Annotated in this window: 22 protein-coding genes and 1 other RNA gene; 12 read left to right on the top strand and 11 right to left on the bottom strand. The window is 41.5% G+C overall.

Translation table 11 applies throughout. The features are described from left to right. Nucleotides 1–41: 41 nt before the first annotated feature. The 7 genes from VHA01S_RS07935 to grpE form a co-directional block, all read right to left on the bottom strand. The gene (locus VHA01S_RS07935) at nt 42–449 is read right to left on the bottom strand and encodes a prepilin-type N-terminal cleavage/methylation domain-containing protein (RefSeq protein ID WP_023403843.1); all 408 of its coding nucleotides are present in this window, start codon (nt 447–449) and stop codon (nt 42–44) included. Beyond that, a complete protein-coding gene (locus tag VHA01S_RS18470; protein ID WP_023403842.1) occupies nt 439–1,335 on the bottom strand; it encodes a hypothetical protein in 897 nt (298 codons plus the stop codon). Before VHA01S_RS18470 ends, VHA01S_RS07935 begins: the two co-directional genes overlap by 11 nt. A gap of 4 nt (nt 1,336–1,339) precedes the next feature. Then, the gene (locus VHA01S_RS07925) at nt 1,340–1,939 is read right to left on the bottom strand and encodes a hypothetical protein (protein WP_023403841.1); all 600 of its coding nucleotides are present in this window, start codon (nt 1,937–1,939) and stop codon (nt 1,340–1,342) included. Further along, a complete protein-coding gene (locus VHA01S_RS07920; RefSeq protein WP_039970429.1) occupies nt 1,920–2,417 on the bottom strand; it encodes a hypothetical protein in 498 nt (165 codons plus the stop codon). The genes VHA01S_RS07925 and VHA01S_RS07920 overlap by 20 nt, the downstream gene beginning before the upstream one ends. Before the next feature lie 179 nt (nt 2,418–2,596). Beyond that, the gene (dnaJ, locus tag VHA01S_RS07915) at nt 2,597–3,745 is read right to left on the bottom strand and encodes a molecular chaperone DnaJ (RefSeq protein WP_023403839.1); all 1,149 of its coding nucleotides are present in this window, start codon (nt 3,743–3,745) and stop codon (nt 2,597–2,599) included. A 269-nt stretch (nt 3,746–4,014) separates the two neighbouring features. Continuing rightward, nucleotides 4,015–5,925, bottom strand: a complete 1,911-nt coding sequence (gene dnaK, locus VHA01S_RS07910) for a molecular chaperone DnaK (RefSeq protein WP_023403838.1) — start codon at nt 5,923–5,925, stop codon at nt 4,015–4,017. Between the two features lie 229 nt (nt 5,926–6,154). Further along, entirely contained in the window at nt 6,155–6,781 is a 627-nt protein-coding gene (gene grpE / locus VHA01S_RS07905) for a nucleotide exchange factor GrpE (protein WP_023403837.1), read from the bottom strand. A gap of 149 nt (nt 6,782–6,930) precedes the next feature. On the opposite strand from grpE, the gene nadK reads away from it, so the two are divergent. The 3 genes from nadK to VHA01S_RS07890 all read left to right on the top strand — a co-directional run bounded on the left by nadK (nt 6,931) and on the right by VHA01S_RS07890 (nt 10,111). Continuing rightward, on the top strand, nt 6,931–7,815 hold the full coding sequence (gene nadK, locus VHA01S_RS07900) for an NAD(+) kinase (protein WP_023403836.1): 885 nt from the start codon (nt 6,931–6,933) through the stop codon (nt 7,813–7,815). Between the two features lie 103 nt (nt 7,816–7,918). Continuing rightward, nucleotides 7,919–9,580, top strand: a complete 1,662-nt coding sequence (gene recN, locus VHA01S_RS07895; protein ID WP_039970425.1) for a DNA repair protein RecN — start codon at nt 7,919–7,921, stop codon at nt 9,578–9,580. Nucleotides 9,581–9,751: 171 nt separating this feature from the next. Next, complete coding sequence (locus VHA01S_RS07890; protein WP_023403834.1) at nt 9,752–10,111, top strand: outer membrane protein assembly factor BamE; 360 nt, start codon at nt 9,752–9,754, stop codon at nt 10,109–10,111. A 98-nt stretch (nt 10,112–10,209) separates the two neighbouring features. On the opposite strand, the gene VHA01S_RS07885 is transcribed toward VHA01S_RS07890, so the two are convergent. After that, nucleotides 10,210–10,500, bottom strand: coding sequence for an RnfH family protein (locus tag VHA01S_RS07885; RefSeq protein WP_023403833.1), 291 nt, complete (start codon nt 10,498–10,500; stop codon nt 10,210–10,212). Nucleotides 10,501–10,506: 6 nt separating this feature from the next. Further along, on the bottom strand, nt 10,507–10,950 hold the full coding sequence (locus tag VHA01S_RS07880; protein ID WP_023403832.1) for an SRPBCC family protein: 444 nt from the start codon (nt 10,948–10,950) through the stop codon (nt 10,507–10,509). Nucleotides 10,951–11,052: 102 nt separating this feature from the next. Between VHA01S_RS07880 and smpB the strand changes: the two genes are divergently transcribed. The 4 genes from smpB to VHA01S_RS07865 all read left to right on the top strand — a co-directional run bounded on the left by smpB (nt 11,053) and on the right by VHA01S_RS07865 (nt 14,206). Then, on the top strand, nt 11,053–11,538 hold the full coding sequence (gene smpB, locus VHA01S_RS07875) for an SsrA-binding protein SmpB (protein ID WP_021712131.1): 486 nt from the start codon (nt 11,053–11,055) through the stop codon (nt 11,536–11,538). A 66-nt stretch (nt 11,539–11,604) separates the two neighbouring features. Next, nucleotides 11,605–11,971, top strand: a transfer-messenger RNA (tmRNA) gene (gene ssrA, locus VHA01S_RS18060). Between the two features lie 385 nt (nt 11,972–12,356). Then, nucleotides 12,357–13,706 carry a type II toxin-antitoxin system HipA family toxin gene (locus VHA01S_RS07870; RefSeq protein WP_023403831.1) on the top strand — a complete coding sequence of 450 codons (1,350 nt, stop codon included), beginning with the start codon at nt 12,357–12,359 and terminating at the stop codon, nt 13,704–13,706. Beyond that, nucleotides 13,703–14,206: a helix-turn-helix transcriptional regulator gene (locus tag VHA01S_RS07865; RefSeq protein WP_023403830.1), complete on the top strand. Its 504-nt coding sequence runs from the start codon at nt 13,703–13,705 to the stop codon at nt 14,204–14,206. The genes VHA01S_RS07870 and VHA01S_RS07865 overlap by 4 nt, the downstream gene beginning before the upstream one ends. Before the next feature lie 287 nt (nt 14,207–14,493). Here VHA01S_RS07865 and VHA01S_RS07860 read toward each other — a convergent pair whose 3' ends face one another. After that, on the bottom strand, nt 14,494–14,778 hold the full coding sequence (locus tag VHA01S_RS07860; RefSeq protein ID WP_373277888.1) for a transposase: 285 nt from the start codon (nt 14,776–14,778) through the stop codon (nt 14,494–14,496). Nucleotides 14,779–14,905: 127 nt separating this feature from the next. Between VHA01S_RS07860 and VHA01S_RS07855 the strand changes: the two genes are divergently transcribed. After that, complete coding sequence (locus tag VHA01S_RS07855) at nt 14,906–16,237, top strand: ATP-binding protein (RefSeq protein WP_023403828.1); 1,332 nt, start codon at nt 14,906–14,908, stop codon at nt 16,235–16,237. 24 nt (nt 16,238–16,261) lie between these two features. Next, a complete protein-coding gene (locus tag VHA01S_RS07850) occupies nt 16,262–16,573 on the top strand; it encodes a HipA domain-containing protein (protein ID WP_023403827.1) in 312 nt (103 codons plus the stop codon). Nucleotides 16,574–16,665: 92 nt separating this feature from the next. Here VHA01S_RS07850 and VHA01S_RS07845 read toward each other — a convergent pair whose 3' ends face one another. Then, the gene (locus tag VHA01S_RS07845) at nt 16,666–17,568 is read right to left on the bottom strand and encodes a DMT family transporter (RefSeq protein WP_023403825.1); all 903 of its coding nucleotides are present in this window, start codon (nt 17,566–17,568) and stop codon (nt 16,666–16,668) included. A 90-nt stretch (nt 17,569–17,658) separates the two neighbouring features. Between VHA01S_RS07845 and VHA01S_RS07840 the strand changes: the two genes are divergently transcribed. The 3 genes from VHA01S_RS07840 to VHA01S_RS07830 all read left to right on the top strand — a co-directional run bounded on the left by VHA01S_RS07840 (nt 17,659) and on the right by VHA01S_RS07830 (nt 20,653). Further along, a complete protein-coding gene (locus tag VHA01S_RS07840; RefSeq protein ID WP_023403824.1) occupies nt 17,659–18,594 on the top strand; it encodes a LysR family transcriptional regulator in 936 nt (311 codons plus the stop codon). A gap of 136 nt (nt 18,595–18,730) precedes the next feature. After that, nucleotides 18,731–19,258 carry a DUF4823 domain-containing protein gene (locus tag VHA01S_RS07835; RefSeq protein ID WP_023403823.1) on the top strand — a complete coding sequence of 176 codons (528 nt, stop codon included), beginning with the start codon at nt 18,731–18,733 and terminating at the stop codon, nt 19,256–19,258. A gap of 198 nt (nt 19,259–19,456) precedes the next feature. Continuing rightward, entirely contained in the window at nt 19,457–20,653 is a 1,197-nt protein-coding gene (locus tag VHA01S_RS07830; RefSeq protein WP_023403822.1) for an efflux RND transporter periplasmic adaptor subunit, read from the top strand. Nucleotide 20,654 lies beyond the last annotated feature (1 nt).

Below are 20,654 nucleotides of genomic sequence, written 5' to 3'. Positions count from 1 at the left end.
TCCCATAAAGAAAATTTATCATTAACAAAAAATACACATTCCTATTGTTTGAATGCGACCCAAGTAGATAAGGATAAGCTCTGTTGGCGACGCCATGGATCAGTCCAACTGGCTGAAACTGTAATGTGCGTACCTGATATTCCTAGCGATGAAACTGCATATTGTTTCTGACTGGATATTTGAAATTCTGCTATTTGTAGAGTGCTACTGGCGTGCTCATTTTCGAGCGCTATGCTCTCACCTGTTAATACTTCTAATCGGTGTAACTCTAGCCTGTTCTCAACAACATTTAATACTTGTAGACTTTGCTCAGCGAATTTGACTTCTCGCTGTATAAATACGCTACCTTCTATCAGCAACACAGACAACAGCGAAACCAAGGCGCTGGCGGTAAGCACCTCTAATAAGCTAAAGCCGGCTTGCACTTTAGATGCGAAATTAGAAATCACGCCAACTCCCTTGAAGCCAACTTCGCTTAGCAAACTTAACTCTGGCCTCTTGCAGGCTGTACGTATTTTCAAGCACCAGCAATTCGGCTTGGCTTGTATCCATAGGTTCAGCAAGATGCAGCTGTAATCCTCCATCAATGCTTAACGTCCCTTGCATAACCACAGTTTGTGTAGACTCTGTTTGTTGCCAAATAGCCAATATTCCGCGCAATGTACCCGAAACCATCAGCTCAATAGAGTCACCGACAAACAGTAAGTTGAGCGGAGCTTGCTGAGATCTAGCAACAACTTGTTGCCACTGCATAAGATTGATAGCGCAACTGCCTTCTATCACGATATCTGTACTGGCGGTTTGGGTTAAATAAGTCAGCAGCTCATTGCCGCAGCTTTGTTTGGATGTCACCTCTAGAGTGCTCCCCCACCGCGGCTGTAATAATGCAATATCGTTATAAGCATAAAATGACAGTAATGCCGAAGGCTCAACTAAGCTCGAGGTTGCAGTAAATGCACTATCAAGAGCAAAGTTACTTATCACGGCGTAGTCTTGCTCCATATCGCCAAATTGAATAACGGCACTGGTGGCAATGCTCTCTTTATGCGCTTCAATTTTATATTGATTAGCAGCTTGTTGTGGCTCAATTACAACCTGCACTTCAGCGTCATTATCACATTCGTTGTTAGGTAAGTTTTGTATCACGCTTAAATGCACCGCCTGACAATTGAGCATGGATTCCAACTCCCAATCCAAACTAGCTCGGCTTTGATACATATGAGACTGCCCACTTAATGCGTTAGCAAGATAGCGAGCGTTATCCAGCGCCAAAAAGCCTAATACAAACAACAAACTTAAAACCGTTAACAACACATAACCTTTATTCGAGTGCATTGCCTTACTCATCAGTCGAGAATTCAATATTGCGCGAAGCAACCAGCACCTGATGAGTTACAGAGGACTCGCCTTTAATTGCAATGCCGTATTCAATATCAATCAAGTGTTCAGCGGAACCTAAGCCTATAACGTCCAATTGCCTAAAAGAAAGAAGTTTGTCATTTAGCATCGAGTAATTGATATTTTCTGAGCAGGTTTGCGCGAGAGGTTGCGGTGCGTCAGTAGAGTCTGCGCAGTATTTGAGTTTGTATTGCGCAGCGTCGCGCCAAATCAGTATTCGGCGATAACCTCCTTGTTCATCTTGATAACCCAGCCCCAACTTGGATGCTTCGATATAGGTCGATGCCAACTGCTGATACCCCGCACGACGGACTTCCCCGCGTAAATAGCTGGCAAGATAGTGGCTTTCGATAAAACGTTGTGTGTGCTTAATTTGTTGGGCTAGTAATTGTTGTTGATGGACAAGTAAGGTGCACACTGCAACCAACAACACGCTTGATAACCCTAAGCTCAATACGAGTTCAAGTAACGACAGCCCCTGCTGACAGCGATACATTAAAGTGCGGCGCGAACATACATAATTAACAGGCGGGATAACCATAGGCTCGCTCCTCAATTGCGCAGATACGCATTCGGCCAGTGATATCGTGGAAGATAACTTTAACTCGTGGTTCGTCATTGAGCCCAATACTGATATTGCCATTACCGTAAGGTCTACCAGTTACGCCACTAAAACGAAGCGTACTAAAAGTAGTGGTAATAGAGATGTCAGCAAGAGTTTGCGGATGGAGCGCGCCATTGAACAATGACTCTGAATTACGCTCACTACTATCTGTGTGTAGCGCAAATAATTGCTGCGAGTTAGACGAGGCAGTATGCAGCCACAGATCTTTTTTCATGCCATACGCACTATCGCTGGCGCTGGTTAATAGTCCATGCACTTGAGCGGCAGCGGCTTTTATTTTTTGCTGGGCGAGTTGCTCAGCAATCGAAGAGACAGTCCATTGCCCTACTATTCCGAGCAAAAGGCAACACACTAAAACCTCTAATATTGAGAAACCATAAGATGTTGTTTTCATCTGCCAAGCGTAGTGCACAACTCTTGGCAATTATTAATGCTGCTAACGCCTTTGGAGGGAACTCGCAAGCCGTCATACTTTTATAGACGATTTTTAGGCACAAAAAAGCCAACACTAGGTTGGCCTTTATTTGTACGCTTTTTACTGCAAGCATGTTTACTGCGAGCTATTACTTTTAATTAGCTAGTCAGGTCGTCAAAGAATTTCTTAACACCATCGAAGAAACCTTTCGATTTAGGCTTATGCTTGTTGGCAGCATCACCGCCACAAGACTCTTCAAACTCTTTAAGCAGTTCTTTTTGACGAGCATTTAGCTTCACAGGCGTTTCCACCACTAGCTTCACAATCAAGTCACCTTGTGGACCGCCACGTACGCCTTTCACACCTTTGCCACGCATACGGAACATACGGCCCGTTTGTGTTTCCGCCGGTACTTTTAGGCTTACTCGACCATCTAAGGTTGGTACTTCAACTTCGCCACCCAGAGCGGCCATAGTAAAGCTAACAGGGACTTCACAATACAAGTTGCTGCCGTCACGTTCAAAGATGTGGTGCTCTTTAACATGTACTTGTACATATAAGTCACCGGTTGGAGCGCCGTGCTCTCCCGCTTCACCTTCGCCAGAAAGACGAATGCGATCGCCAGTATCAACACCGGCTGGGATCTTAACGTTAAGTGATTTAGTTTTGTGCTTACGGCCTTCACCGTGACATGAGTTACAAGGATCTTTAATGATCTTGCCTTTACCATGACAGGTTGGACACGCTTGCTGAACCGCAAAGAAGCCTTGACGCATTTGTACTTGGCCGTGACCATGACAAGTGCCACAAGTTTGCGCAGAAGAGCCTTTCTTAGCACCTGTGCCATCACACACGTCACAACCGACTAATGTAGGAACTTCAATTTCTTTCGAACAACCACGAACCGCTTCTTCTAAAGTCAGCTCCATGTTGTAACGTAAGTCAGCACCACGTTGTGCGCGTTGTTGACCACCGCCACGACGGCCGCCACCAAAGATATCGCCAAACACATCACCAAAGATATCGCCGAAGTCACCGCTACCGCCGCCGCCAAAGCCGCCGCCACCGCCCATGCCACCTTGTTCAAAAGCGGCATGACCGTATTGATCGTAAGCTGCGCGTTTTTGAGAGTCTGTTAGAATCTCATACGCTTCTTTCACTTCTTTAAACTTCTCTGCCGATGCTTCATCACCGTGGTTTCTATCCGGGTGGTATTTCATCGCAAGGCGTTTATAAGCTTTTTTGATATCACGCTCAGAAGCATCTCGGGCTACGCCAAGTACTTCATAAAGATCACGTTTAGACATGTGTTTCGTCACCAATTTGTTTACTGTAAACGGAGAGACCGTTTAGTGTTTATATCGATATAGATGGCGGTTCTAGGTTCTAGGTTCTAGGTTCTAAAACTATCATCTATAGCGACAACGCTTTTACAAACAGAAGGGCGTTAAGGTTTCCCTAAACGCCCAACTTCAATATTGAAGAGCAAGCTTTCCCAAGAGGGAAGCTTTACTAAAGAGATCGCTATTTAATTATCTATCGTTAATCAAGCATCGACCTCTTTAATCGGGAAGAATTATTTCTTCTCGTCTTTCACTTCTTCAAATTCAGCATCAACTACGTCGTCGTCTTTAGCTTGCTCTTGGCCTGCATCAGCACCTTGTTGAGCTTGAGCTTGCTGTTGAGCGATTTCCATTAGCTTTTGAGCTGCTGTCATAAGCGCTTGAACTTTAGCGTCGATAGCTTCTTTGTCATCGCCAGACTTAACTTCTTCTAGCTCAGTGATTGCTGCTTCGATCTTAGTTTTCTCGTCAGCTGGAAGTGCGTCACCCGCTTCTTCCATTTGTTTACGAGTACCATGGATCAATTGGTCAGCTTGGTTACGAGTAGTTACTAACTCTTCGAACTTTTTGTCCGCTTCTTTGTTAGCTTCTGCTTCTTGTACCATTTTCTCGATATCGTCGTCGCTTAGGCCACCAGACGCTTGGATAGTGATTTTTTGCTCTTTACCAGTTTGTTTGTCTTTCGCTGATACGTGCAAAATACCATCCGCATCAAGGTCGAAGGTTACTTCGATTTGAGGCATACCGCGTGGTGCAGCTTGGATACCTTCTAGGTTAAATTGACCTAGAGATTTGTTGTAAGACGCTTGCTTACGCTCACCTTGAAGAACGTGGATAGTTACCGCATTCTGGTTGTCTTCTGCTGTAGAGAAAACTTGGTTCGCTTTAGTTGGGATAGTGGTGTTTTTCTCAACTAGCTTAGTCATTACGCCACCCATAGTCTCGATACCTAGAGACAATGGAGTTACGTCAAGAAGTAGTACGTCAGTAACGTCACCCGCAAGTACACCACCTTGAACTGCAGCACCCATTGCTACTGCTTCATCAGGGTTAACGTCTTTACGTGGTTCTTTACCGAAGAACTCAGTTACCTTAGCTTGAACCATAGGCATACGAGTTTGACCACCTACTAGGATAACATCAGTGATGTCGCCTACAGATAGGTCAGCATCCGCTAGAGCAACTTTTAGAGGCTCAAGAGAACGTTGTACTAGGTCTTCAACTAGTGCTTCTAGTTTTGCACGAGTCACTTTAACGTTCATGTGCTTAGGACCAGTCGCATCAGCGGTAACGTAAGGTAGGTTTACGTCAGTTTGAGTAGTAGAAGAAAGCTCAATTTTCGCTTTTTCTGCTGCTTCTTTAACACGTTGCATCGCTAGAGGATCGTGTTTAAGGTCGATACCTTGTTCTTTTTTGAACTCGTCAACCAAGTAGTTGATCATACGAGTATCAAAGTCTTCACCACCAAGGTGTGTGTCACCATTAGTTGCTAGAACTTCAAAGGTTTTTTCGCCTTCAACTTCGTCAATCTCGATGATTGAGATATCAAAAGTACCACCACCAAGGTCATAAACTGCGATAGTGCGATCGCCGCCTGACTTGTCTAGACCGTAAGCTAGAGCCGCTGCTGTTGGTTCGTTGATGATACGTTTAACATCAAGACCTGCAATACGACCCGCATCTTTAGTTGCTTGACGCTGTGCATCGTTGAAGTAAGCAGGAACTGTAACAACAGCGCCAGTTACTTCTTCACCAAGGAAGTCTTCTGCAGTTTTCTTCATTTTTTTCAAGATTTCAGCAGATACTTGAGGAGCAGCCATTTTTTGGCCTCTTGCTTCTACCCATGCATCACCGTTGTCAGCCTTAACAATTTTGTAAGGCATGATTTCGATATCACGCTGAACTTCTTCATCTTCAAAACGACGACCGATAAGACGCTTGATTGCAAATAGCGTGTTCTCTGGGTTGGTTACCGCTTGACGTTTAGCAGGCTGACCAACCAAAGTTTCGCCGTCTGTGTAAGCAATAACAGAAGCGGTTGTACGCTCGCCTTCTGCATTTTCGATTACGCGTGGTGCGTCACCGTCTAGAACTGAAACGCATGAGTTAGTTGTACCTAAGTCAATACCAATGATTTTACCCATCAGGCTATCTCCAAGAATTTAATTATCTGTTTCTTTATACCCCATAAGTGGGGATGATTGGCTTGGTTTCAACCCCAAGCCTAAAATTTTTTAAAAGCAGTTAGCTTATGATTAATTGCTCTGCACCATAGATAGGGTCTCGATTCTATGTTTCAAGACTTCATGCAAAAAAAAACAAAAAAAGAGGCTGAAACAGCCTCTCTTATTGAGTTTAATCAATCGAAATTGATTACTTAGCAACCATAACCATAGCTGGACGAACTACGCGACCATTTAGCTCATAACCTTTTTGTAGAACAACAGTAACCATGTTGCTGTCGTGATCTGGGCTTTCAACCATAGACACTGCGTTATGCAGTTCAGGGTTAAACGCTTCACCTACAGGATTAATTTCTTTCAGGCCGTTTTTAGACACAACATCAATAAATGATTTATGCGTCATCTCGATACCTTCAAGTACTGGCTTAATCACTTCGTGCTCAGCATCTGCCGCTTCAATAGCGCGCTCTAGGTTATCAATAACTGGTAATAATTCTTCTGCAAACTTGTTGATCGCAAATTTACGAGCTTTAGACATCTCTTGCTCTGTACGACGACGCATGTTCTCAACTTCAGCTTTAGCACGAATAACGCTATCTTGCTGCTCTTTCAAACGTGTTTCTGTTTGCAGTAAAGCGGCTTCTAATTGAGCAACTTTAGATTCTTCAATCTCTTCGGCTGTCTCAAAATACCCGTCAAGATCACCGTCATCACCGATAATTTGTGCTTCTTCAGCTGCGTCTTCTGCAACTTTTTCCGCTTCGTTCACCGCTTGCTCTAGTTCTTCTTCGTTAATCTTATTTTCTTTATCGCTCATGATTTCTCCGACATGGGTACGCTAATTTCTGAAAGTGCTATTATTTTCACAGAAATGCCCCCATAAAAATTAGCATCTAAATTCAACTTGCCTTTATTATGGGGATCATCGTTTCTGAATCAAGCCTAACCAATTATTTTGGGACTAAAATGAGTAACCAGTTCTCTACAATCGCTATTTTAGGTAAACCTCGCGACATCAGTGCCACCCAGACTCATAATGAGATCTACCATTGGCTTACTGAGAAAGGTTATCAAATCCTGATTGATGATCGACTTCAAGATCTTATGCCTGAGATCGACGACGCCGTATTTTGCAACTTAATGCAAATAGGCAAAAACGCTGATTTAGCTATTGTAGTCGGTGGTGATGGCAACATGCTAGGGGCCGCTCGCGTGCTTTCTCGATTTGATATTTCGGTCATTGGGGTCAACAAAGGTAACCTTGGCTTTCTTACCGATTTAGATCCTGAAGACTTTAAAGGCCCTCTTGAAGAAGTATTGGCCGGCCAATATATAAAAGAACAGCGATTTCTATTAGAAACAGAAATTCATCGCCACGGCTTAATCAAAGGTCAAAACTCAGCCTTAAATGAAGCAGTGCTTCACCCTGGGCAAGTTGCGCATATGATTGAATTCGAAGTTTATATTGATGATTCATTTGCCTTTACTCAGCGCTCCGATGGTTTGATTATATCCACCCCCACTGGCTCTACCGCCTACTCACTCTCTGGTGGCGGCCCTATTTTATCCCCAAGTTTGAACACTATTTCTTTAGTGCCTATGTTCCCACACACGTTATCGAGCCGACCATTGGTTGTGGATGGAAACCGCCAAATTAAACTGGTGTTGGCACCGGATAATAGAGGTACACAAGAAGTCAGCTGTGACGGTCAGGTATCTTTACCTGTAGAACCGGGCGATGAAATTCATATTTATCGTAGCGATAATGTACTGCAACTGATTCATCCTAAAGACTATAGCTACTACCATGTTTTACGAGAAAAATTAGGCTGGTCGAGCAAACTTTTTTAATTAACAGCAAAAATTAGCAAAAAAATTCACCACCTGACTTTACTGTATGTAAAACCAGTATATACTGTTCCTATATACAGTGTTTCAGTCAATGGATTTCCGTATGCTTGCTCATCTAAGTGTTAATAATTTTGCTATCGTAAAATCACTACAAATTGAACTTCAGTCCGGTATGACAACCATCACTGGTGAAACAGGCGCCGGTAAGTCTATCGCTATCGATGCCCTAAGCCTTTGTTTAGGCAGTCGTTCCGATTGTTGTATGGTGCGTCAGGGAGAAGACAAAGTCGATCTGTGCGCCAGTTTTATGGTTGAAAACAACCTAAGTGCTCAGCGTTGGTTAGAAGACAATAAACTTGCCGATGGTGGTGAATGTATCCTGCGCCGAGTAATTAGCAAAGATGGGCGCTCACGTGCTTTCATTAACGGCAATCCTGTTCCTGTCTCTCAACTAAAAAGCTTAGGGCAAACACTGGTTAGCATACATGGGCAGCATGCCCATCATCAGCTATTGAAAAAAGAGTACCAACTGAACCTTCTAGACCAGTATGCCGGCCATCAACACCTAATGCAGCGCGTTCAAGCGCATTACCAAACATGGCGTCAGGCGGATAACACACTCAAACAAACGATCAAAAATGGTCAACAGAATCTGGCACAAAAACAGTTACTTGAATATCAAATCAATGAACTTGATGAGCTAGCCTTATCTGAAAATGAATTTTCTGAACTAGAAGACGAGCACAAGAAACTGTCTAACTGCGGTGAACTTGTCTCTCTTAGTCAATTAAGCCTAGAGCTTATCACTGACAACGACGATACCAATGCCAGCACTTTACTGCACAGCGCTATGAATCAAACCCAGCAGTTGAGTGAGCTAGATAACAACCTCTGTGGTGTCAATCAGATGCTAAACGAAGCTTTGATTCAAATAGAAGAAGCATCCAGTGAGCTTAGAAACTACCTCGACTCTATAGATATGGACCCGATGCGCATGAAAATGGTCGAAGACCGTTATTCTCTGGTCATGTCTCTAGCTAAGAAGCACTTAGTATTGCCAGAAGATCTTTATCAGCATCATCAAGATTTAGCCAAGCAAATCGCCATGCTAGATTGCTCTGATGAGCGTATTGCACAGCTACAATCAGATGTAGACAACAGCCATGCAAAATACCTGAAAAGCTCTGAAAAACTGAGCACTTCACGTAAGCGTTATGCCAAAGAACTCAATAAGCTCATCTCACAAAGCATGCATCAATTGAGCATGGAAAAAGCGCAATTTGATATTTGTATCAATAGTGATGTTACCTATACCTCTCCTCTTGGCATCGATGATGTAGAATACTTAGTCTCGGCAAACCCTGGTCAACCATTGCAACCTTTAGGAAAGGTGGCATCGGGTGGTGAGTTGTCGCGTATCTCTCTAGCCATTCAAGTGATTACTGCGCAAAAAGTTGAAACGCCAAGTTTAATTTTTGATGAAGTCGATGTGGGGATTAGTGGACCGACGGCTGCCGTTGTTGGACAAATGCTAAGAAAACTAGGGGAAAGTACCCAGATCCTTTGCGTCACTCACCTACCGCAAGTGGCAGGTAGCGGACACCAACAAATGTTTGTGGCAAAGAAAACCAAAGCAGGCACTACCGAAACTCAAATGTTTACCCTAAATACAAAGCAGCGTGTTGAAGAGCTTGCTCGATTATTAGGTGGTAGCGAAATCACATCCACAACACTGGCCAATGCCAAAGAGTTAATGGCGGCGTAAAGGGAACTCATCTAAATATTGGTGGTCAATAATCATGAAAACTTGGGGAATGTCATGTTTTGCGTGCTCAATAATGGACAATCCCCACTCTCATGGCTGTTTCCCTATACAAGCAGGCTTAGCTTGTTTATTATCTGCCAAGTTTTATTTAGAAGTTAAAGACCTGATTATATGCAGTTTAAAAAATGGTTAATCGCAGTCCCACTAGCGCTTTCAATGCTAACGGGCTGTTCTATATTAGAGAAATTGGTATATCGAATCGATATTAGCCAAGGCAACTTTGTCGAACAATCTGCTGTGGATAAACTGCGTGTAGGCATGTCTAAAGAGCAAGTTCGCTATGTACTCGGCTCTTCTATGTTGATAGAAAACGGTAAACCAAACAAATGGTACTACATCTATCACTTCACTAAAGGACATGAAGAACCAATACAGAAAAACCTGTTTGTTTTCTTCGGTGCTGATGACCGCTTAGAACGTATTGAAGGTGACTTTAGCCCTGGCGCTAACTTTAACCAAGCGATTCAATAGTCGTCATATCAAATACAAAGAAGGGGGAGCATTAAATGCTCCCCCTTCTGCTTCCATTAATAACAATCACTTAATTACTGCGGTATTGTCACCTAATTTTACTTGGCGGATTTTTCTGCGGCCTGTTGCGCTCGCTTGCGTCTAATCTCTTTTGGATCGGCAAGCAATGGGCGGTAGATTTCAATACGATCTTTATCTCTCACCACAGCATCAAGCTTAATGTTTCGGCTAAAAACGCCGACCTTATTCACGCTAAGATCAATCTCAGGAAACAAAGTTAATAAGCCTGAGCGTTCAATAATCTGCTCAACCGTTAATTCTTTGTTTACCACCAGTGACACAACGCGTTGATCATCTGGTAACGCATAAACTACTTCTACATGAATCATATAAAATTAATACTCATAACACGGGTATATTTGCTTAGCTCTTTGAGTAAAAGCGCTAACCATATTAGATGTTAACTCATTAAATATTTTACCAAACGCCATCTCAATCATGCGACTTGAGAACTCAAATTCAAGTTTAAGTTCAATCTTACAGGCGCCTTCATCTAAAGGGGTAAAGAACCAATCACCTTGTAAACGTTTGAACGGGCCATCCACCAAATTCATTTCGATACGACGGCCAGCATGCAACACATTATGAGTGGTAAAGGTTTTGCTAATGCCTGCTTTTGCAACATCAACAGACGCCACCATTTTATTCTCATCAGCCTCTTGGACATTAGAACCAGAACATCCAGGCAAAAATTCAGGATAGCGCGCGACATCATTGACCAAATTAAACATCTGCTCAGCGCTAAACGATACCAATGCTGAACGGGTCACCTGCGGCATAACTACTCCTCAACTACTAAATCGCTAATTTTTCAGACCTTTACTCAAAACCGAGTAAAAAGAATTTCCCTATAATAAGGCAATACGTATAATGAGCCTATTATGGCAAAGAAAAAATCAAAAACCAAAGCGACTAGTAATACTATTGCGCTAAATAAAAAAGCCCGTCACGAGTACTTTATCGCAGACGAGCTTGAAGCTGGCTTAGAGCTCCAAGGTTGGGAGGTAAAATCTCTACGTCAGGGTAAAGCAAATATCGCCGAAAGCTACGTCTATTTAAAAGATGGCGAAGCCTTCATTAGTGGTATGAGCATTATCCCGCTTAACCAAGCGTCTACTCACATAGTAGCTAACCCTACTCGTATCCGTAAGCTTCTGCTTTCGCGTAAAGAGCTAGACAACCTTTTCGGTAGCATTAACCGAGACGGCATGACCCTAACAGCACTCTCTCTGTACTGGTCACGCTCGTGGGTTAAAATCAAAATCGGCGTAGCTAAAGGTAAAAAGCTGCACGACAAACGAACAGATCTAAAAGATAAAGACTGGGCGCGCGATAAAGCACGAGTTATGAAGAGTAAACTGCGCTAATATTGAGCATACAGTCAGCATGGTGCTAGACAGACTAGTCTTTTCTGGTACTATGCAAGAACACTAGGGGCTGATCTAGGATTCGACGGGAATTCTGAAGTCTGAGGTGCATGTCGTGGGGCGGTTGGCCACGTAAAAAGCCGCAAAAAAATAGTCGCAAACGACGAAAACTACGCACTAGCAGCTTAATAACCTGCTGAGAGCTCTCTTACCCTAGCTTCCGCTTTTAAGACGGGGACCAATAAGAGATCAAACCCAAAAGAGCTAGCCCGGATTCTCCCGCCTGAGAGATGAACGGCGAATTATAATTCAGGATAGTCATTTACTAGCGTGTCGGTTCGCAGGTACTTGGTGAATTTAAAGATCGACTAAGCATGTAGTACCAATGATGAATGATTTTCGGACGCGGGTTCAACTCCCGCCAGCTCCACCAATCGATTGGAACGGGACATCTCAGGATGTCCCGTTTTTGTATATAAAGCATTGTTTTACATAGTATTAGAATCCTAATTCAACTTATCTTATCCAATCCAACCCAGCCCCGCTCCCTTTGTTCCCCGTTGCGTTCCCCTCTACTCATTGCTAATTTCTTGGGTGGATTACCCTAGAGCTACCTCCTACCTTTCTGATACAAAAATCAGTTCGAAAATCTTCAAAACCTATTCAAGTCATCACCTTTTCTCATAACTAAAGTAGTAATGATTATTTTAGGTTACAACAACCTCTAAAATTTAGATTTGTGAGTAATTAAAGTTACACAATTTGAAATTCAGCAACTTTATGAGTAAAATAGTGCACATAAAGATCTGGAGATAGCTATGGAATCACTCACTATACAAGCTTACATACTAGAGCAATGGACTGATATAGCTTGTGTTACCTTCCCTAAAAGTAATGAAGGTAACTTCATAACCACAGAAGTTCATTACCTAAACGAATATGCTATAGAAAACTTCGAGAAAGATGACAACCATGCTGTTTCACTTAATCACCCTGTTAATTTCTTCTTTGACGATAAAGGGCGCTCAGGGTGGCTGAGGTTTCTCGATGACATAATGCCGAGTGGAGCAAGTAGGCGGTACTGGGTCAAGCAACTGGATATTGGGGATCTAGCTATTGACCAGCAAGATTTCATCCTTTTGAAGTATGGAACTATCTCTCCAGTTGGTAATTTGAGAATAAAGGAATCATTACCAAAGCGGACTGAAAAATCAGATTCACTGTCCTTTGCCCTTAATGATGTAATAGATAGAGCTAGTGATTTTTTAGATTACGCACAAGAAAGGGGGGCTGCCGCTGGAGGTGCGACTGGTGCAGGAGGTGAAGCTCCAAAACTACTACTGCGTTACTCCCAAAAGGGGCGAATCTGGATTGACAGTTATCAAGATGACGTTACTAATCAAGATTTATATTATCTAGTAAAGTATCCGCGAGGATCTAGAGGGAAAACTGACAGCAATATTTTACGAGCTGAATATTATTACTATCATGAGTTAACAAGCATGGGAATAGATACTATTCCAATAGAATCGATGCGATTAGAAGAAGGCGAGAATTACCCTTCTCTCTGGTTACCAAGGTTTGATATCTATGTAGGTGATAAGCAACACATGCAGCGCTATGCCATGGAGTCGGTTTACTCAGTTTTAAATAAAGGACCAGGTAGCCTTCTTGACCATGAGGATACTATTAGACAATTGATTGATAAAATTATAAATAGTCATATGGTTACTGAACAAGGCTATCAATTTAACATCCAAGAATTTGTTATTGAATGGGTAAAAAGGGACTTACTCAATATCATATTTGGCAATAGCGATAACCATGGAAGAAACACATCTTTCATCAAAAAAGAAGGTTTTATCAAACTTGCTCCAGTCTATGATTTTGCTCCAATGAAAGCAGACCCTGAAGGGATACCTAGAGCTACCAAGTGGGAATCACCTTTAGAGGTAGGAGGTGAGTATGATTTTGACGGTATCGCGACTTCACTGTCAGATTTAGTTCCTAAAGAGACTCTATTAAAAGAACTTAAAGTGCTTGCGCAAAACTGCCTTACTTTAAAAGAAAGGTTAGAAGAAAGAGGAACACCAAAGCAGATTTTGGATATGCCTGGTATAGGTATGGATTTCATTGCGACAAAACTTGGTAAATGGGGGCTGATATGAGTTCTAACACTGACAGTTTAAACCGATCAGATCGGCTTTCTCTAAACACTTCGGCAGAATCTGTGCATGATGCAATCTCCCGACTTCGTTTGAATAAAGAACACTTAAGTACAGCAATTGCAATACCAAAAGAGCATGCTCAAACCTCGATTGGTCAGATTGAAAAACTGGCAAAGCGTACACCTAAAAACGTACAACCAATATCAGTATCAGAAAGAAAATATAAGATAAATAGAGTTATTAGATCGTTGCTTATGAACGAACTAACACAAGGATTAGCTCTCAAGGAGCTTAGAATAAACGTATTAGGTGTCAAACAAGATACTTTTGCCAAAATGGTTGGGGTTTCCAGAAAAACCATATCTGAGATTGAGAATGATCGAGGTACTTTCAAAACTGATATTCTTGATAAAGTATTCAAGCCATTTGGGCTAAAAGTAGGACTAGTACCTGTATCGACTAACCTACTAAATTCAGCACTTAGCAGCCATGACGACTAAATGTTGAGATATAAACAAAGCTTAAATTTTGATGTTATTATTCAATAAACCATTATGAGTACGATCCGTTACGTTAATGGTAAAAAACCTATTTAATGAGTAGTTTTAGTTACACAGATAAATTTTTAACAATGATATATGCTGCTTTTATCAAGCGAGAAAGAATCATTAGATTTTCAGAAAAAAGATACAACCAGTTCGGTTGGCTTTAATTCTAATAGGAAAGCATATCGAAATTAAAGCTAACCAAATTACCGAGGCTGTAACAGACTCTGTGTAATTGCCATTTAGTTAATGTGCTTTTCGAGACGTTCCTCGAACTCGATAATAAACCGACTCATAGCCTGACGCCAGTTTTGAATGGGCATCGTCCATTTCTTGCTGGCGTCTTTGATCGCTAGGTATACCATTTTCGTTGCAGCCTCATCGTTTGGGAAGATCTTCCGCTTTTTTAGTGCTTTACGTATCACGCTGTTGAGAGATTCAAACAAAAAATGAGAGCAACGGCATTCTTGATGAAGAAGATTGGTAATATCGTAATTTCCCAAGTGTATAAAATCAAAAATCAACATTTTAATGCGCATATAAAAGAACCTTACCACACTTTTATGCGCATAAAAGTGTAAGATAGAGACACAAATAAGCGCATTAATATGGTAGAGTGAGATTAAGCGTAACCAAAAATACGGGCAATATGGTATGAAGCGATCAATCTTAGACAAACTGCTGAGTTGGAAAAATAAACCATCAAGAAAGCCACTCTTAATCGATGGTGCCAGACAGACGGGTAAAACTTATCTGTTACAGGAACTACTAGGTCAAAATTTTAACAAGGTTATAAGAATTGATTTCTTAGAAGAGCCGCAGTTCAGAGAAGCATTTTCTAACTCTCTAAATCCTGACGATATCATTACCAATATTGAACTATTAACGGGAGAGGTATTTGACCTCGCCACTGATCTACTGATCCTCGATGAGATAGGTGAGTGTCCAAAAGCGGTCACTGCCTTGAAGTATTTTGCCGAAAAAGCACCCCAAGCTTATATCGCTGCAAGTGGCTCTAACATTGGCTTACTTACATCCTTTCCTGTCGGTAAGGTTGAACAACACAACTTAAGACCATTAACGTTTAAAGAGTTTCTATGGGCAAGTGAAGAAAAACCACTCATTAAAGCATTTGAGCAGCAAATGAACTCTGACGTTGCGCATACAAAGCTATTCGATCTGCTTACTGATTATTACTTTGTGGGTGGAATGCCTGAAGCTGTTGATGCGTGGTTTACTCATTCAGACAGAAGTATCATTGAACGAACGGAGCTTGTTTCAGACGTTCACAGCAACTTAATTCAAGGTTACTTACGAGACTTTGGCAAATACTCGGATAAAGTCGATGCCACACTTATAGAGTCCGTATTCAGAAACATTCCTTCACAGTTATCGTCAGTATTTGATGATTCAGTAAAACGTTTCAAGTTTAAAGGCGTCCATCAGCGTAAATCTCGATATGCTGAATACGAAAGTGCAATTACATGGCTACATAAATGCAGACTAACCTTGAAGAATTACCCTATAGATGGGCAACCTAGATCGCCCTTATCAGCCTATCAAAAAGAGAATGCTATAAAGCTGTTTCTATTTGATGTAGGACTACTTAATCACATGCTTGCGACAAGTTACCGTGAAATAAAGCAACAGGGGTACGAATACAAAGGCTACATTGCTGAAAACTTTGTTCAACAAGAACTTGCAGCACTAGGCTACGAACCGACTTTTTCATGGGGGGATGCTAGAGCTGAGATTGAATTTGTTATTGCCGATGAAATTGGTCGTATAATTCCTATAGAAGTAAAGAGTGGCAAAAGAACTCGTGCTAGGTCACTGCAATCCTATATAACGAAGTGTAATCCACACAAGACAATCAAGCTAACAGGAACACAAGGCTCCAATGCACTAGAGCAAGATAATGTTGTAATGCCTTTGTATTACACACAATACTTGAACGACCACCTTAAGGTTCAGATAGAGAGTTAGCCATACTTTATTACATCATGCTATATGGAGGCACAAGTTGGTGGAATTGGAACAGATACATCAGGTGCCATGATGTTCTTATCCGAAGGTGTTTCTCCAGTTCAAACTGAAACCTCTTTCAATCCAATCAATGATAGTGAATTAAATAAGAAACTATCTGACCCTGAACTTTGGTATTTAGATGTATGGGAAGGTAAACCAAGACTATCAGTAGCGGGGGTTCAATCTAAGTTAAACGTTTTATCTATCGATGGAAACTTAGGGGTTGGAGAGGTTGAGCTATGCTCAACTCATATTGTGAAGTTCGAAAAAATGACCAACTACACCTTGTCATAAATGAATTTATGGCAAGGAAGTTAGCGAAGCTAATTGGACTAGATGTTGCTGACGTTGAATTGCGATATTTTGACCAATTTTCAGCCTTAATTCTAGGATTTTATCTTTATCGAAGTCATCAACACACAAAATAGGATAATCAGTCCTCCAAACAATTGTATTACACTCAAAGATTCGTCAAGCCAGAGCATCGCGAACGCTGCTCCGAATAATGGCTCACTCCCCATCAATAAAGAAACACGTGTCGGCGAGGTTCGGCGGACAGCGTAATTCTGTACGAAAAATGCAAACAGCGTGCAGCACAACACCAAATAAAGCAGGATCAACCAAAATTTTGGCTGTTCAGGCAGAATCAATTGATTCACAGGCAAATAGATACTTGCTACTAACAATGTGACTAAAGCAACCGTTAGTGATTGTAAGGAAGTAAGCGTACTTGTGGTGATTGATTTACCCTCGATTAAGCATTTAGTTGTCGTAACCATTATTGCCCTCAATACTGCCGCACCTAAAATAAAGTAATCACCGACATTTAAGTTATATGTATTGCTGGGTTGATAGGTAAGCAAGAAAACACCCAACACACTAGCAAAACTCATCCCCCATAAAAGTAACGACACCTTTTTCTTGTTGATTAATAGTTCTGCAAATGTCGTAAAGATCACCGATAAGCTAATCAAAAAAGCGGCATTAGATGCTGATGTCTGTGATACACCAAAAACTTCGCAAAAGAAGATCGCAGATAAAACCAAGCCTGTGGGGATAGCAACTTTCCAATCTCTATTAAGATCTTGCTTAAAGTCCCTTATCACAACGGGTAGCATCACCAGAAAGGTCAACAAAAAACGTAATATAATAAAAACTAAAACGCTAGAATAAGCTAATGCCTCCTTAGTTAGCCCGTAACTGGTTCCCCAGAAAATCGCAACTAGAAGTAACATTGGCTCAGTAAATGATATGGTATTTCGCTGTTCTCGAAGTGATTTGACTAGCATTCCTCATCTTCCTTTATCTATTGACGGTATCAGTATCCGAAACTAACCTCAGAAGAACAATCCATTGAATGTGCAAAGGAATTTTGCGTTTTGAACATAAATCAGATGATTTCTTTGCTGCCAGAAATGGCTATTTTTGTTCATGTTGCTGAGTCTGAAAGTTTCTCCAGTACCGCTAAGTCTTTAGGAGTAGCACCTTCATCTGTGAGCCGCTCTGTCACTCGACTTGAAAATGCTCTAGAGCAAAAGTTATTGCATCGCACCACCCGAAAAATGCGCTTAACCCATAAAGGCGAGGAAATTTATCATATCTGCCGTGACATAATGAAAAGTGCAAAGCTTGTGACAAATGCAGTTAAATCAGACAATGCAAAGATTAGTGGAGCTTTGAAAGTTGCCGCGCCAAAAGCGCTTGCTAAACAAGTTTTAATGCCTGCCATCCTAGATTTTATGACACTGCACCCTAATGTGGATTTTCAACTCAATGTCACAGACCAACCTATTGATTTAATTCGTGATGATATCGATTTACTGATTCATATTACTGATACTCCCATTGAGGCAATGGTAGGAAAAGTTTTAGCGGAATGCCGATTAATTATGTGTGCTAGCCCAGCGTATATTACTCAATATGGCGAACCTCTATCCCCACAGCATCTACTGAAACATAATTGCTTATGCCTTGGTGAAGATCTTAAAGATCGCAATTGGAAGTTAACTTCGTCTAGCCAAACTTGTTCTATTAATGTGGAGGGAACGTTTCATGTCAATCATAGTGAAATTCGAAGAGAAGCAGTCTTACGTGGTCTAGGTATTTCCATTTTCCCTGAGTTTTCTATTCAGCAATATATTCATTCTGGTGAGGTAGTGCCTTTATTAAGTGACTGGCGTATCAGTGGTAATTACCAAGGTGAGATTATCGCGCAGTATCCACAATCAAAATATTTACCGACTCAATTAACGCACTTTGTAAAATATTTAGTGGAGTATTTTCAAAGAAAAAATAGTGAGAAAAATCAACCCTAATTTAAACTATTTATTGCAAGAAAGCTCTGGCAAGCTTAAAGCTAACCCCTTTCACATACTATAGCCAAGTCACTTTGTAGCATTAGCAAAAATGGTAAACTGAAATCAGGGTAAATTAATCTAAATCGGGTTTTATATGAAATTAAAGACATTACTATTTTCCTTGTTGCTCCTTCCTTTTTTATGGGGTTGCGCTGACTCTCACAATCTTGAATTAATGGCATTAAATACCAATATTAAGCTGAAGTCAGGTGACTCCGTGTACATTGCACAGTCAAAAGATGGCATATATGGTAGCAAACACTATCAAGGTTCAGGTCAGATGGTAAACCAAGTCATTCAAGCTGAGCTGCTCGCTAAGCTAAACCATATAGACACTGCAACGGCGTATAGTTCTTATAAAGATACTATTCAGTACGCCACCGAAAATAACTATGACTTCCTTATTTACCCAACCATTTTACACTGGGAAGATCGTGCGACGGAATGGTCTGGTATCCCTGATAAAGTGAAATTAAAAATAACGATTATTGACTTAAAAACCCATACCGAAGTAAAAACAGGCATTATTGACGGACAGAGTGGCCTTGCTACATTAGGAGGAGATCACCCACAAGATTTATTACCAGAACCTATCAAGGCATTTATGCAAGACGTCCTATAAGAAGCCACCAATGTCGACAAGCATTAAACTATAAACGGAAAGCACCGCCCTCTAAATTAGCGGTGTTTTTACTCCCGTTCAAAAAAACAGACTCCCCCACTTTGAGATTACCTCCCCCCCTTAACCCACACTTAACCATTGAATCGCTATGCTATTTTCATACTTGGGTTATATCTATCATTGAAAGGTGCTGTCTCTATGTCTTTATCTAAATCGCTAAGAATTTCTTGGTGCTTATTACTCTCTGTTCTTTTGCTTGGTTGTGGAGAACAAGGTCGAGATCACAGACCACCACAAGGCCCTTTACATGTGGATGTGTTGACCTTAACACCGACTACATTGCGTTTGACTCGTGAATTGCCGGGGCGTGTTACTGCGTTTAAGCAAGCTGAAGTGCGACCTCAAGTAACTGGCATTTTGCAAAGCCGCCTTTATAAAGAAGGCAGCCAAGTGCAGGCTGGTGATGTGCTGTATCAGATAGACCCATCAACTTACCAATCAACGGTAAAAAGTGCTCAAGCTCAGCTAACTAAAGCATTGGCGAGTGAAGCATCAAGTAAGAAAACGGCCGACCGTTACGCTCAGTTATTAAAGAAAAAACTGACCAGTCAGCAAAACTATGATGATGCCGATGCCGCGTATCAAGAAGCTAAAGCTGAAGTGGCTATCCGCCAAGCAGATCTTGACTATGCCAACCTAGAACTTTCTTATACTCAAATTAAAGCGCCTATCTCAGGTCAAGTGGGCCTATCTCAAGTTTCGGAAGGTTCACTGCTTACCGCTCAACAAACCTCTTATCTGACGACGATTATTCAAACATCAAATGTCTATATTGATATGCAGCAGTCTTCGCTTGCACTTTCTAAGATCAAACAAACGTTTACAGGGTTAAATAAAAAGCCAAAAGACATCCCTATCTCTATCATTTTAGAAGACGGTACTACTTACGATCAAACAGCGTATTTAGAGTTCTCTAGCACTAAAGTGTCTAACTCAACCGGTACTGTTACTTTACGCGCGATTGTGTCAAATCCACAAAATCGCTTGTTAGATGGTATGTATGTACGTGCTCACATTGCCCTACCAGAAGCCCGTGATTACTTAGTTGTGCCTCAATCTGTTGTGGTAAGAAGTCAATCAGGTCAGCCTTTTATCTTTACTGTTGACCAAAATAATAAAACTATTAAGAAGTCTGTCGTATTAGGTGATGAAGTCGATAATGGTTGGATTGTTGAAGAAGGTCTGGTTGCAGGTGAGAAAGTTGTAATTAGTAACCTAAGCAACGTGAAAAATGATGTTGCTGTGGTTATTGATAGTGGCGCCGATGACGCACAATCAGCGCTGGCTCCTCAGTCTGCACCAGCACCTAAGTCTGAACCTGTAGTAGAGGAGTAAG

Origin of the sequence: Vibrio halioticoli NBRC 102217, assembly GCF_000496695.1 — a bacterium.
In the GTDB taxonomy this organism is placed as follows: domain Bacteria; phylum Pseudomonadota; class Gammaproteobacteria; order Enterobacterales; family Vibrionaceae; genus Vibrio; species Vibrio halioticoli.
The sequence above is the reverse complement of the archived record's forward strand: the minus strand, read 5'-3'. Positions and strand labels throughout refer to the sequence as shown.